This window comes from Nocardia sp. NPDC004711, assembly GCF_053601595.1.
On record NZ_JBSGCB010000024.1, the window covers coordinates 51,188 to 64,113 of the forward strand.

Here is a 12,926-nt window from a genome sequence, read left to right on the forward strand (position 1 = left end):
GGCAACGGATAATTCGGCTGTGGCCCAAGGCGGCGAGGCTCATCCGGACGATGCGCGGATCCTCGAACGGGTGATGGGCGCCGGTCGCCCACAGAGCTTCGGTAGCTTCCGCTTCTGGTTCGGTGACCAGCGGTGGGAGTGGTCCGATGAGGTGGCGATGATGCACGGCTACCGGCCGGGCGCGGTGTCGCCGACCACTGATCTGCTGCTCTCGCACAAGCATCCCGAGGATCGTGCCCAGGTCGCGAGCATGATCGCGCGTTCGGTGAACGATGCGCTGCCGTTCTCGAGCCGCCACCGCATCATCGATACCGGCGGGAACGTGCACGACGTGATCGTGGTGGGTGATCAGATGGTCGACGGTCAGGATCGGGTTGTCGGATCGGCCGGTTTCTACATCGACGTGACCGATGCGCTCGCCGAGCACCGTCAGGAGGCTCTCGACGACAGCCTGCCCGAGCTGTATGCCGCGCGTGCGGTGATCGAGCAGGCCAAGGGGGCGATCATGCTGGTCTACGGTGTCAGCGCCGAGGCCGCGTTCCGGGTGCTCGCCTGGCGATCGCAGGAGACCAACACCAAGCTGCGTGCCCTGGCCGCGCAATTGATGGAGGACCTGCAAGCTCTGGCGGATGCGGCGAAGCCGATTAGCACCCACTTCGACCATCTGCTGCTGACCGCCCATGAGCGAGTGCCCGAGCAATGACCCCTGGCGGTTTTCGGGCCGCATCCCGCGCTACGCGAACAATCGGTTGCAGCACCGGCGAGCACGGGTTTACCGTCAGAGGGTTCGGTGTGCGTCGATTGGCAGATCGTGGCATCAACAACGCAGCAGCGCAGGCCCTTTCGCGCGTTGCCGAAACCCCTGGTGCTGACCCGGCCGGAATCGCTGCAAATGGTGGCGATGGCCGGGCTGATCGTCGGCCTGCATGTGCTGGGCTGGTTCACGCTGGTCGCGCTCGTCGCCCCGCAGCATCTCAGCGTCGGTGACCGCACCCTCGGCATCGGAGTCGGCCTGACCGCGTACACCCTGGGTATGCGGCATGCGTTCGACGCCGACCACATCGCCGCCATCGACAACACCACCCGCAAGCTCATGCACGATGGGCAACGTCCGCTGTCGGTGGGATTCTTCTTCTCTCTGGGACATTCCACGGTCGTCTTCGTGCTGGCCCTGCTGCTCTCGCTGGGCGTGCGGGTCGTCGCCGGGCCGATCGAGAACGACTCCTCGGCCCTGCATCACTACACCGGACTGATCGGCACGACGGTATCCGGGACGTTCCTCTACCTCATCGCGATCCTGAATCTCGTTGTGCTGGTGGGTATTCTGCGGGTCTTCGGGCGCATGCGCGGCGGCGCCTACGACGAGGCCGAGCTGGAGCAGCAGCTGGCACAGCGCGGCCTGGTGAATCGGCTGCTCGGGCCGGTGGCGAGGTCGGTGACCAAGCCCTGGCAGATGTATCCGATCGGGCTGCTGTTCGGTCTCGGCTTCGACACCGCCACCGAGGTCGCGCTGCTGGTATTGGCCGGCACCAGCGCGGCGGTGGGCCTGCCCTGGTACGCGATTCTGTGTCTGCCGATTCTGTTCGCCGCCGGCATGAGCCTGCTCGACACCATCGACGGCGGCTTCATGAACGTCGCCTACGGGTGGGCCTTCGCCAAACCCGTGCGCAGGGTCTACTACAACATCACCGTCACGGCGCTGTCCGTCGCGGTCGCCCTGATCATCGGCACCATCGAGCTGCTCGGCCTGCTCGCCGGCCAATTGGGCTGGACCGGCGGCGTCTGGGATCGGGCCGGCGGACTCGACCTCAACGCGGTCGGTTTCCTCGTGGTCGGCCTGTTCGTCCTCACCTGGGCCATTGCCCTGCTGACCTGGCACTACGGTGGCCTCGAGGAAAAGTGGACCACCGCGCGGCAACCTGACGCCGGGGAATGAACCTCAGGGGTGAGGTGGTGTGCGGGGCACGGCTCGGGAGTAGCTTGATAGGGGTCCTTCTCGGTAGGGGTTCTTCTCGACGAGACGAGTCGTTGTGCACGAGATGGCGATTACCCAGAGTGTCATCGATGCCGTCGGCGAACATGCGGCCGGCCGCACCGTCCATAGCGTGACGCTCGAGATCGGCGCACTCTGTGCCGTCGTCCCCGACGCCCTGCGATTCTGCTTCGATCTGGCCGCCGAGGGAACCGTCGCGGCCGGCGCACGTCTGGACATCCATCTCATTCCCGGCATGGCCCGGTGCCGGGCCTGCGGCCGGGACTTCGTCCTGCCCGATCCTGTGCTGCTGTGCCGTTGCGGCAGTGCGGATGTCGAGGTGACCGCCGGGCGGGAGCTGCGAATCCGATCCATGGAGGTGAGCGACCCATGTGTGCTACCTGCGGATGCGGTGGCGAGACGGGCGGACTGATCACCGTCCCCCACCCGCACGACCCGGGCGAAGACCATGACCATCACGGCCACGTCCATGACGACCACGCCCATCACGACCATGGGCACCCGGGGCACGACCATGCCGGCCACGAGCACGGCGGTGATCACGTGCACCTGCCGATCACCGAGACCGTGACGCTGGAGCAGCAGGTCCTGGCCAAGAACGACCGGCTGGCACAGGAGAACCGGGCCTGGCTCGCCGAACGCGACATCCTCGCGCTCAATATGACGAGCTCGCCGGGCGCGGGAAAGACCACGCTGCTGGTGCGCACCATCCGTGAACTCGGTGGGGCCCCGATCGCCGTCATCGAGGGGGATCAGGAGACCCTGCTCGACGCCGAGCGGATCATGGCCACGGGATGCAAGGTGGCACAGATCAACACCGGTGCCGGCTGTCACCTGGACGCGGCCATGACCCGGCGCGCCCTCGACCTGCTCGCACCGGAGTCCGGCAGCCTGCTGTTCATCGAGAACGTCGGAAACCTGGTGTGCCCGGCGCTGTTCGATCTGGGCGAGAGCGGCAAGGTCGTGGTGATCTCGGTGACCGAGGGCACCGACAAGCCGCTGAAGTATCCGCACATGTTCTCGGTGGCGACCCTGGTGCTGATCAACAAGATCGACCTGTTGCCCTACGTCGACTTCGACCCGGACCGCTTCGGTGAGCTCGCGCGATCGGTGAATCCCGGAGTCCGAATCCTGGAGATATCGGCGTCCACCGGGGCGGGTCTGGCGCAGTGGTACGAGTGGCTGTCCGCACAGCGCGTACCTGCTTAGCGGGCCCTTGAGGCGGTCTCGGGCCGCGCCTAAACTTACGTGATCAGGCTCACATCCCGGCCGGTCGTTTTCGAGAAAACGGCGACGCCCGACCGCCTGGCATTTCGCTTCGAAGGGTGGCACCTTTCCATGCCGACTAAAGAAGCAGTCAATGCGGAGCAGACGCTGATCCATGTTCTCTGGATCAACGCGGGACTCAGTTGTGATGGCGACTCGGTGGCCCTGACTGCCGCCACCCAGCCCAGTGTCGAGGAGATAGCTCTCGGATCCCTGCCTGGCCTGCCCAAGATCGCCGTACATTGGCCACTCATCGATTACGAATGTGGCCCGACCGGGGGAGCCGACGACTTCCTCGAATGGTTCTTCAAGGCCGATCGTGGCGAGCTCGAACCCTTCGTCCTGGTCGTCGAGGGGTCGATCCCGAACGAGCGTTTGCACGTCGAGGGCTACTGGTGCGGGTTCGGCAACAATCCCGAGACCAACCAGCCCATGACCACCAGCGAATGGGTCGATCGGCTGGCCCCGAAGGCGACCGCGATCGTCGCGGCCGGCACCTGCGCGACCTACGGCGGCATCCACGCCATGGCCGGCAACCCGACCGGCGCCATGGGCGTCCCCGACTACCTGGGCTGGGAGTGGAAGAGCAAGGCCGGCATACCCATCGTGTGCGTGCCGGGTTGCCCGATCCAGCCCGACAATCTCTCCGAGACCCTGACCTACCTGCTCTACATGGCCACCGGCCAGGCCCCGATGATCCCGCTCGACGAGGCATTGCGCCCCAAATGGCTTTTCGGTGCGACGGTGCACGAGGGGTGCGATCGCGCGGGCTATTACGAGCAAGGGGATTTCGCCACCGAATACGGCTCGCCGAAATGCATCGTGAAATTGGGGTGCTGGGGCCCGGTCGTGAAATGCAATGTGCCCAAACGCGGTTGGATTAACGGCGTCGGCGGTTGCCCGAATGTGGGTGGTATCTGTATCGGTTGCACCATGCCCGGATTCCCGGACAAGTTCATGCCCTTCATGGACCCGCCGCCGGGCGGCAAGTTCTCCTCCACCGCGTCGGGTTTGTACGGCTCGGTGATTCGCAGTCTGCGGCACATCACCGGCCGCACCGTGGACAAGGAGCCGAGCTGGCGGCACAAGGGAGACAAACTGGATTCCGGCGCGGTCCGGACCTGGTAGGGAAGGCAATCCGATGACCGAGATCATTCCCGAGCCCTCGCACCGCACGATCCAACCGGATGCCCTCGTCGAGATGGCCTGGGATCCGATCACCCGCATCGTCGGGAGTCTGGGCATCTACACCAAGATCGATTTCGAGAATCGGGAGGTGGTCGAGTGCCACAGCACCTCGTCGATCTTCCGCGGTTACTCGATCTTCATGCGCGGCAAGGATCCTCGTGACGCGCACTTCATCACCAGTCGCATCTGCGGCATCTGCGGCGACAACCACGCCACCTGTTCGTGCTACTGCCAGAACATGGCCTACGGGGTGAAGCCGCCGAATCTGGGCGAGTGGATCGTCAATATGGGCGAGGCCGCCGAGTACATGTTCGACCACAACATCTTCCAGGAGAACCTGGTCGGCGTGGACTTCTGCGAGAAGATGGTGTCCGAGACCAACCCGGGCGTGCTGGCCCTGGCCGAGAAGACCGAGGCGCCGCACGCGCAGGCGCACGGCTACCGCACCGTCGCCGACATCATGCGGGCGCTCAACCCCTTCACCGGCGAGTTCTATCGCGAGGCGCTGCAGGTCAGCCGCTACACGCGAGAGATGTTCTGCCTCATGGAGGGTCGGCACGTGCACCCGTCGACGCTGTACCCCGGCGGGGTCGGCACGGTCGCCACCATCCAGCTCATGACCGACTACATGACCCGGCTCATGCGCTACGTCGAGTTCATGAAGAAGGTCGTCCCCATGCACGACGACCTGTTCGACTTCTTCTACGCGGCGCTGCCCGGATACAACCGGGTCGGCCTGCGGCGCACGCTGCTGGGCTGCTGGGGCTCGTTCCAGGATCCGGCGGTGTGCAACTTCGCCTACAAGGACATGGAGAACTGGGGCAACGCGATGTTCGTGACCCCCGGCATCGTGGTGGACGGGAAATTGATCACCCACTCACTGCTGGACATCAATCTCGGTCTCCGAATCCTCTTGGGCAGTTCGTATTACGAGGACTGGACCGACCAGGAGATGTTCGTCAAGAACGATCCGCTGGGCAATCCGATCGACCGCCGCCACCCGTGGAACCAGCACACCAATCCCAGCCCGCAGAAGCGTGACCTGGAGGACAAGTACAGCTGGGTGATGTCGCCACGCTGGTTCGACGGCAAGGAGCATCTCGCGCTCGACACCGGTGGCGGACCGCTGGCGCGACTGTGGTCCACCGCCCTGGCGGGGCTGGTCGACATCGGCTATGTGAAGTCCACCGGCCACAGCGTGCAGATCAATCTGCCCAAGACCGCGCTCAAGGGTCCGGTCGAATTGGAGTGGACGATACCGGCTTTCGGCAGCAACACCATCGAGCGCAACCGCGCCCGCACCTACTTCCAGGCCTACGCCGCGGCGTGCGCGCTGCACTTCGCGGAGCAGGCGCTCGAAGAGATCCGGGCCGGGCGGACCAAGACCTGGGAGCATTTCGAGGTGCCGGACGAGAGCATCGGCTGCGGTTTCACCGAGGCCGTGCGCGGTGTGCTGTCGCACCACATGGTGATCCGGGACGGCAAGATCGCCAACTACCATCCCTATCCGCCCACACCCTGGAACGCCAGCCCTCGCGACAGTTTCGGAACTCCGGGACCGTACGAGGACGCGGTGCAGGGACAGCCGATCTTCGAGGAGAACGATCGGGAGCACTTCAAGGGCATCGACATCATGCGCACCGTCCGCAGTTTCGATCCCTGCCTGCCCTGCGGTGTGCACATGTACCTGGGTGGTGGCAAGTCCTTGGACCTGCTCCACTCACCCACCCAGGCGCTGACCGCTGAGTAGCGGTCGAGCCGGTACCGGGAGGCGAGCGCGGTGAACGACCGATTCGAGGACCACCGCGCTCAGGCCGCGGACACCGATCGCTGGCGCGAGGCCGGCGAGCGGATCGACACCCTGCTGGGTGCGATTTCCGCCGCCGGGCCCGTGGCGCGGGAGCGCGCCGAGGAACTGGTCGGGGAGATCGTCGGCCTGTACGGTGCGGGACTCGAGCGGACCGTCCGGCTGCTCGATCCCGAGACCGTCGAACGGCTGACGGCCGACGACCTGATCGCCAGCCTGCTGCTGGTACACGGACTGCACCCGCACGACACGCTCACCCGCGTGCGTGCGGCGCTGGACGGGGTGCGCCCGTACCTGGGCTCGCACGGTGGCGACGTGGCGGTGGTGGCGGTGACCGACGGCGTGCTGCGGCTGGCCTTCACCGGCAGCTGCCGCAGTTGCCCGTCCTCCGGGGTGACCCTGGAGCTGGCGGTGGAGGACGCCGTGCGTGCCGCCGCGCCGGAGATCGAGACCATCGAAGTGGTTGCGTCCGAACCGGATTCGAATACCGGCGTGATTCCGGCGGAGTCGCTGCTGGCCCGCGTCCACGCCAACGGCGAGCACGGCGGAACCTGGATCGGGGCGCCCGAGCTGGCACAGCTCGGCGCGGGTGAGGTGGGTGGTTTCGCGCTGGCCGGCGCGGCCGTCGTGGCCTGCCGGGTCGGCGACGAGCTGTTCGTCTACCGCGATCACTGTCCGTCGTGCGGGAATTCGATGGCGGGAGCGGCGCTGCATCGCCGGGCCGGGTTCGGGGCCGGCGCGGCCGTGCTGCGCTGCCCGGTCTGCCGGGCCCACTTCGACGTCGTGCACGCGGGCGCGCGCCTGGACGGCGACGGTCATCTGGAACCGCTCCCGGTCCTGATCCGTTCGGGCACACCGCAGGTGGCGGTGCCGATGGAGGCGGCCGGATGAATCCCGCCTTCGGCGTGCTGCGCAGGCTCGCGACGTCCCGGCCGGCCCCTGCGCCGGCGGGGGAGCGGTGTGAGATGTGCGGTGAACCCATCGCCGAGTCCCACAGCCATGTCGTGAATATCGAAGGCAGACAACTCATGTGCGTCTGCCGAGCCTGCTATCTGCTGTTCACCGACCGCACCGCGAACCTGCGGTATCGCGCGGTCCCGGATCGCTGTCTCGCCTTCCCCGGGGTCAGCATCGGCCCGGGGGAGTGGGACGCCCTGCAGATTCCGGTCGGCCTGGCCTTCTTCTTCCGCAACTCCACGCTCGGGCGGACAGTGGCGTTCTATCCCGGTCCGGCCGGTGCCACCGAATCCGAACTGCCGATGGACCAGTGGAGCGCGATCCTGGACCGGCATCCCGAGCTCGCACAGGCCGACGACGATGTCGAGGCCGTGCTGATCCACCTGCCCGAGCGCGGCGGCACCCCGACCTGCCTGCTGCTGCCGATCGACGCCTGCTACGAATTCGTCGGGCGCATGCGGTTGCTGTGGCGCGGATTCGACGGCGGGCAGGAAGCGCGCCGCTACATCGAGGAATTCCTCGCCGCCATGACCGCGCGGGCCCGCGTGGTGGGAGGCACGCCGTGAGCCCGGCCTACTCGATCACCTTCGCGGTCCTGGGCATCCGGCCCGAACCGTATGCCGTGACGCCGACCCTGTCGGCGCGGATCGGCATCGCCGCGCTGTCCGAGGAGCCCGTGCATGCCATCGCCCTGCGCGCACAGGTGCGTATCGACCCGAACCGGCGCTCCTACACCGACGAGGAGGGCGCGGGCCTGACCGATCTGTTCGGTCCCCGGGAGCGCTGGGCCGACACCCAACGCTCCTTCCTGTGGATGCATTGCGCGACAATGGTTCCCGGCTTCGCCAGCGGTGGCACCGAGGTGGATCTGCCGATGCTGTGCACCTACGACCTCGAGGTCGCGGGTTCGAAGTACCTGCACGCGCTGCGCGACGGCACGGTACCGCTGTCGTTCCTGTTCAGTGGCACCGTGTTCATCAGGGGCGAAACCGGTTTCGCGGTGCAGCAGGTGCCGTGGGACCGCGACGACCGCTTCGACATGCCGGTGTCGGTGTGGCGGGATCTGATGGCCGCGCACTTCCCGGACGCGGGCTGGGTGCGGTTGTCGCGCGAGACACTGGATGAGCTGTCCGCCTTCAAATCCGGTCGTGGCCTGCTCGGCTACGACCAGGCGGTGCGCGAGTTGCTCGCCGCGGGGGGTGCGTGATGAGCGCCGATGTCGCGGCCCGGGCGGCGGCGCGCGCGGTGGCCGACGCGGTGCTCTACGAGGGGTACCTGCTGTACCCGTACCGGGCGAGCGCCCGGAAGAACGTGTGCCGCTGGCAGTTCGGTGTGCTCGGACCCGAGCGGGCGGCCGCCGCCGGGCTGGGCGAGGAGTCCGAGCTCTCGACGCAGTTCCCGGTCACGGCCGGCGAGCCGGCGCGGATCAGTGTCGCGGTGCGGTTCCTGCACCGGCAGCGGCGCACGGTCCGGAGCCCGGACGGCACCGCCGTCGCGGAACTCCATGCCGCCGGCCGGTCCTGGCTGAGCTGGGACGAGGCCGTCGAATACGAGCACGACATCGGCCCGATGCCGCTGGTGCACAGCGTTTTTCCGTTCACGGTCCCCGGCGCGGAGGAGAGTGCGGCGATCAGCGACGACACCGGCGGCGTGGTCGGCACGTTGCTGCGCACCCGGGAACCGCTCCGCGGCGAGCTCGAACTGTCGGTGGACGACGTCGGCGGCTACCGTCGAGTGAGTATCGTCCTGCGCAACACCGGCGCGGCGGCCACCGACCCCGATGACGCGCTGGCCCGCTCGCTGCTGGGCGCGCACCTGATCGTCGAGCTCGACGGCGGGCGGTTCCATTCGCTCACCGATCCGCCCCTCGACGCCGAGGATGTCGTCGAAAGCTGTTGCCACCACCGCTGTTTCCCGGTGCTGGCGGGCCCGCCCGGCCAGGACGAGCTGCTGCTGGTCTCCCCGATCATCCTCTACGACCATCCCGAGATCGCCCCGCAGAGCCAGGGCCCGCTGTTCGACTCCACCGAGATCGACGAGATCCTGTCGCTGCGCGTGCTGACCATGACCGACGACGAGAAGCGCGAGGCGCGCGCCACCGACCCGCTCGCGGCCGAGATCATCGATCGCTGCGAGAGCCTCGACGCCGAGCGACAGGGATCCCTGCACGGAGTGCTGCGGGAGGACCCGTCGGCACGGGTGCTGCCCACGCTGGCCGACGGCGTCGACTGGTGGGATCCGGTGACCGACGGCGCCGTCGCGCCCGACACCGACGCGGTGGCGGTGGCCGGGGTGCTGGTGCGCAAGGGCAGCCGGGTGCGGTTGCATCCCGGGCGCCGCGCCGACGCGCAGGACCTGTTCTATGCCGGCCGCACCGCCAGGGTGGTCACGGTGCACGAGGACGTGGACGGCGGGGTGCACGTCGGCGTGGTCGCCGAGGACGACCCCGCGGCCGAATTGCACGAATGGTACGGGCGCTACCTGTACTTCGCCCCCGATGAGATCGAGCCGCTGGACGGCTCGCCCGAGTGAAAGGAAGGGCCGGAGATGGCAACGGTAGGAGTGGTCGCGATAGTGATCGTCGCCCTGGCCGCGTTGTTCGCGGTCGCTGTGGGCCTTGTGTCCATCCCCGATATCCGCAGGTACTTCCGGATACGGCACATGTGAGCGGGTGATCGCACGACACGGGTACTGGTCGCCGGGATCGGCAATATGTTCCTCGGCGACGACGGATTCGGATCCGAGGTGGTCCGGCGGTTGCCGCCGGACCACGACGCCGGCGTGCGCGTCACCGACTACGGCATCCGGGGCCTGCACCTGGCCTACGACCTGCTCGACGGATGGGACGCGCTGGTGCTGGTGGACGCCATCCCCGATCGCGGCGAACCGGGACGCGTGGAGGTCTTCCGTGCCGAATCCGGCAGCGGCGCTGCCGGATTCGACGGGCACGCCATGCACCCGGAGGCCGTCTTCGAGACCGTGCGCGCACTCGGCGGCGCGGTGCCGCCGACGGTCGTGGTGGGCTGCCAGGTGTGCTCGGTCGACGAGCGTATGGGACTGACCGACGTGGTCGCCGCCGCCGTGCCCGTCGCGGTCGCCGCGATCGGCGACGTGCTGGCCGAACTACTCGCCCGGCAGGAGGTGTGAGCCGTGTGCCTCGGAATTCCCGGCCTGGTCGTGGAGATCCTCGACGGCTATCACGACCAGATCGCGCTCGTCGACGTTTCCGGTGAGCAGCGGAAGGTGAATGTCGGCCTGCTGGACCAGGATCCGGTCCGGCCCGGTGACTGGGTGATCATTCACATGGGCCTGGCGGTGGAGAAGACCGACGCGGCCGGTGCGGCCGCGGCCCTGGACGGGCTGCGGCTGCTGCGCCAGGGAGACGCGCCATGAGCGCCGGGCGCGGCCGCCGCCGCGTGGTGGTGCGCGGCGTGGTTCAGGGTGTCGGCTTCCGGCCGTTCGTGTACACCACCGCCGCCGAACTGTCGCTGGCCGGCTCGGTGTCCAACGACAGCTGCGGCGTGATCATCGAAATCGAGGGCGCGACAGCGGATCTGGCGGAGTTCGTGCGGCGGGTGCGGTCGGATGCGCCGCCGCTGGCGGTCGTCGAATCCGTCGAGTGCCTCGAGATTCCGGTCCGTGGTGGCACCGGCTTCCACATCGCCGCGACCAGCCGGGACGGGACCGGGCGCACACTGGCCTCACCCGATGTGGCGATCTGCGCCGAGTGTGTCGCCGATCTGTGCGATCCGGGCAACCGGCGCTACCGGCACCCCTTCGTGAACTGCACCAACTGTGGTCCCCGGTTCACCATCATCGCGAGCCTGCCCTACGACCGCGATCGCACCAGCATGGCCGGCTTCCCGATGTGCGCGCGGTGCGCCGGCGAGTACGCCGATCCCGCCGACCGGCGCTTCCACGCGCAGCCCATCGCCTGCCCCGACTGCGGTCCCCGGCTGTCCTACACCGGCCCGGGCGCCGGTGATCCGGTCGCCGCCGCGCGAGAGTTGTTGCGCGGCGGCGGAATTCTCGCCGTCAAGGGCATCGGCGGGTACCACCTGGCCTGCGACGCCGGGAACGAGACGGCTGTCGCCGAGCTGCGCCGGCGGAAACGCCGCGGGGACAAGCCGTTCGCCGTCATGACGGCGGATCTCGATACGGCACGGCGTATCACCGAGATCGACGAGACGGCCGCCCGACTGCTGACCGGGCCCGCCCGGCCCATCGTGCTGCTGCCGCGCGCGCGCCGGGCCCTCGGTACCGAAACCGGCGGGCGCGCACCGGAATTCACCATCGCGCCCTCGGTAGCCCCGCGCAACCCCGATCTCGGTGTGATGCTCGCCTACACGCCGCTGCATCTGCTGCTCTTCGGCCTGCCCGGCGACCCGCCCGGCCCCTGGGTGCTCGTGATGACCTCGGCGAACCTCGGTGGCGAACCCATCTGCTACGACGACGCCGACGCCCGGACCCGGCTGACGGGTCTGGCGGACGCCTGGCTCGCGCACGACCGTCCCATCCTGGTGCCCTGCGACGATTCGGTACTGCGGGTGGTCGACGGCATGGAACTGCCGTTGCGTCGTTCCCGCGGCTTCGCCCCGCTACCCCTGGCCCTGCCGCTGCCGGTCCAGCCCACGCTCGCGGTGGGTGCGGATCTCAAGAACACCTGTGCCGTCGGCGACGGGCGCTATGCCTGGCTCAGCCAGCACATCGGCGATATGGACGATCTGGCGACGCTGCGCGCCTTCACCGACGCCGAACACCATCTCGAGGAGCTGACCGGCGTGCGACCGGTGGTCCTGGCCGCCGACGCCCACCCGCGCTACCGCTCGACCGCGTGGGCCCGGGAACAGGCGGGCGAGCGGCCGGTGCGCACCGTACAGCACCATCACGCGCACATCGCAGCGGTCATGGGTGAACACGGCCTCGATCCGGCCGCCGCCGTCCTCGGAATCGCCTTCGACGGCACCGGATTCGGGCCCGACGGCGCGATCTGGGGCGGCGAGGTGCTGGCGGCCGGATACAAGGGCTACCGGCGGCTGGCGCATCTGCGCTACGTACCGCTGGCCGGCGGCGACGTGAGCGTGCGCCGCCCCTACCGCATGGCGCTGTCGCACCTGCGCGCCGCCGGAATCGAATGGGCCGAGGATATTCCCGCGGTGGCTGCGTGCCCGCCCGCCGAACGGACCGTGCTCGCCCACCAGCTGGACACCGGACTTGGCAGCGCGCCGACATCGAGTATGGGCCGGCTGTTCGACGCCGTCGCGGCATTGGCCGGGGTCCGGTTCGAGGTCGATTACGAGGCGCAGGCCGCGATCGAACTGGAATGGCATGCGCGCGGGGTGGACCCGGAGTCCGGGCATTACCGGTTCGCGAGGCCGGATCGGGCCGGAGACGGGGACGGTCCGTCGGTGTTCGACGCCGCCCCGGTGATCGGCGCGGTGATCGGCGATGTGCGGGCGGGCGTCCCGGTAGGGATCATCGCGGCGCGTTTCCACGACGCGGTCGCGCGGCTGGTCCTCGGCCTCGCGGCCGACTACGCCACCCCGGCCACTCCGGTCGTCCTGACCGGCGGCGTGTTCCAGAACGCGCTGCTGCTATCGGCCGCGCGTGGACTCCTGGTGGACAACGGTTTTCGAGTCTTGACCGCTCATCGGTTGCCGCCCAACGACGGCGGCCTGGCATTCGGGCAACTACTCGCCGCCGAGGCGGGTTGAG

General features: G+C 68.4%; 14 protein-coding genes. All 14 read left to right on the forward strand.

All coding sequences use genetic code 11. From position 1 onward, the window contains the following. Positions 1-19: 19 nt before the first annotated feature. The gene (locus tag ACWEKS_RS24680) at positions 20-703 is read left to right on the forward strand and encodes a PAS and ANTAR domain-containing protein (RefSeq protein WP_452342256.1); all 684 of its coding nucleotides are present in this window, start codon (positions 20-22) and stop codon (positions 701-703) included. 147 nt (positions 704-850) lie between these two features. Then, positions 851-1,936 (forward strand): HoxN/HupN/NixA family nickel/cobalt transporter, encoded by a 1,086-nt coding sequence (locus tag ACWEKS_RS24685; protein WP_452342344.1) that lies wholly within the window; start codon positions 851-853, stop codon positions 1,934-1,936. A gap of 94 nt (positions 1,937-2,030) precedes the next feature. Further along, positions 2,031-2,405 carry a hydrogenase maturation nickel metallochaperone HypA gene (hypA, locus tag ACWEKS_RS24690; protein WP_364618352.1) on the forward strand — a complete coding sequence of 125 codons (375 nt, stop codon included), beginning with the start codon at positions 2,031-2,033 and terminating at the stop codon, positions 2,403-2,405. Further along, positions 2,363-3,202, forward strand: a complete 840-nt coding sequence (gene hypB, locus ACWEKS_RS24695; RefSeq protein ID WP_452342257.1) for a hydrogenase nickel incorporation protein HypB — start codon at positions 2,363-2,365, stop codon at positions 3,200-3,202. The genes hypA and hypB overlap by 43 nt, the downstream gene beginning before the upstream one ends. Before the next feature lie 129 nt (positions 3,203-3,331). Next, the gene (locus ACWEKS_RS24700) at positions 3,332-4,387 is read left to right on the forward strand and encodes an NADH-quinone oxidoreductase subunit B family protein (RefSeq protein WP_452342258.1); all 1,056 of its coding nucleotides are present in this window, start codon (positions 3,332-3,334) and stop codon (positions 4,385-4,387) included. A 13-nt stretch (positions 4,388-4,400) separates the two neighbouring features. Continuing rightward, a complete protein-coding gene (locus tag ACWEKS_RS24705; protein ID WP_452342259.1) occupies positions 4,401-6,197 on the forward strand; it encodes a nickel-dependent hydrogenase large subunit in 1,797 nt (598 codons plus the stop codon). 30 nt (positions 6,198-6,227) lie between these two features. Continuing rightward, on the forward strand, positions 6,228-7,145 hold the full coding sequence (locus ACWEKS_RS24710) for a NifU family protein (protein ID WP_452342260.1): 918 nt from the start codon (positions 6,228-6,230) through the stop codon (positions 7,143-7,145). Then, positions 7,142-7,777, forward strand: coding sequence for a DUF5947 family protein (locus ACWEKS_RS24715; RefSeq protein WP_452342261.1), 636 nt, complete (start codon positions 7,142-7,144; stop codon positions 7,775-7,777). The genes ACWEKS_RS24710 and ACWEKS_RS24715 overlap by 4 nt, the downstream gene beginning before the upstream one ends. Further along, positions 7,774-8,418, forward strand: a complete 645-nt coding sequence (locus tag ACWEKS_RS24720) for a DUF6084 family protein (RefSeq protein WP_452342262.1) — start codon at positions 7,774-7,776, stop codon at positions 8,416-8,418. Before ACWEKS_RS24715 ends, ACWEKS_RS24720 begins: the two co-directional genes overlap by 4 nt. Further along, positions 8,418-9,743, forward strand: coding sequence for a hypothetical protein (locus ACWEKS_RS24725; RefSeq protein WP_452342263.1), 1,326 nt, complete (start codon positions 8,418-8,420; stop codon positions 9,741-9,743). The genes ACWEKS_RS24720 and ACWEKS_RS24725 overlap by 1 nt, the downstream gene beginning before the upstream one ends. A gap of 15 nt (positions 9,744-9,758) precedes the next feature. Then, positions 9,759-9,878, forward strand: coding sequence for a DUF6893 family small protein (locus tag ACWEKS_RS24730; protein ID WP_379388039.1), 120 nt, complete (start codon positions 9,759-9,761; stop codon positions 9,876-9,878). Between the two features lie 24 nt (positions 9,879-9,902). Further along, positions 9,903-10,358, forward strand: a complete 456-nt coding sequence (locus ACWEKS_RS24735) for a hydrogenase maturation protease (protein ID WP_452342345.1) — start codon at positions 9,903-9,905, stop codon at positions 10,356-10,358. Between the two features lie 3 nt (positions 10,359-10,361). Further along, on the forward strand, positions 10,362-10,604 hold the full coding sequence (locus ACWEKS_RS24740; RefSeq protein WP_354844185.1) for a HypC/HybG/HupF family hydrogenase formation chaperone: 243 nt from the start codon (positions 10,362-10,364) through the stop codon (positions 10,602-10,604). Next, entirely contained in the window at positions 10,601-12,925 is a 2,325-nt protein-coding gene (gene hypF, locus ACWEKS_RS24745) for a carbamoyltransferase HypF (RefSeq protein WP_452342264.1), read from the forward strand. Before ACWEKS_RS24740 ends, hypF begins: the two co-directional genes overlap by 4 nt. The last annotated feature ends 1 nt before the right edge of the window (position 12,926 follow it).

What these genes read in the sequence shown, in the direction of transcription:
- hypB (WP_452342257.1), top strand. Translation starts at nt 2,363, where the DNA reads ATGTGTGCTACCTGCGGATGCGGTGGCGAGACGGGCGGACTGATCACC.
- ACWEKS_RS24700 (WP_452342258.1), top strand. Translation starts at nt 3,332, where the DNA reads ATGCCGACTAAAGAAGCAGTCAATGCGGAGCAGACGCTGATCCATGTT.
- ACWEKS_RS24705 (WP_452342259.1), top strand. Translation starts at nt 4,401, where the DNA reads ATGACCGAGATCATTCCCGAGCCCTCGCACCGCACGATCCAACCGGAT.
- ACWEKS_RS24715 (WP_452342261.1), top strand. Translation starts at nt 7,142, where the DNA reads ATGAATCCCGCCTTCGGCGTGCTGCGCAGGCTCGCGACGTCCCGGCCG.
- ACWEKS_RS24725 (WP_452342263.1), top strand. Translation starts at nt 8,418, where the DNA reads ATGAGCGCCGATGTCGCGGCCCGGGCGGCGGCGCGCGCGGTGGCCGAC.
- ACWEKS_RS24730 (WP_379388039.1), top strand. Translation starts at nt 9,759, where the DNA reads ATGGCAACGGTAGGAGTGGTCGCGATAGTGATCGTCGCCCTGGCCGCG.
- hypF (WP_452342264.1), top strand. Translation starts at nt 10,601, where the DNA reads ATGAGCGCCGGGCGCGGCCGCCGCCGCGTGGTGGTGCGCGGCGTGGTT.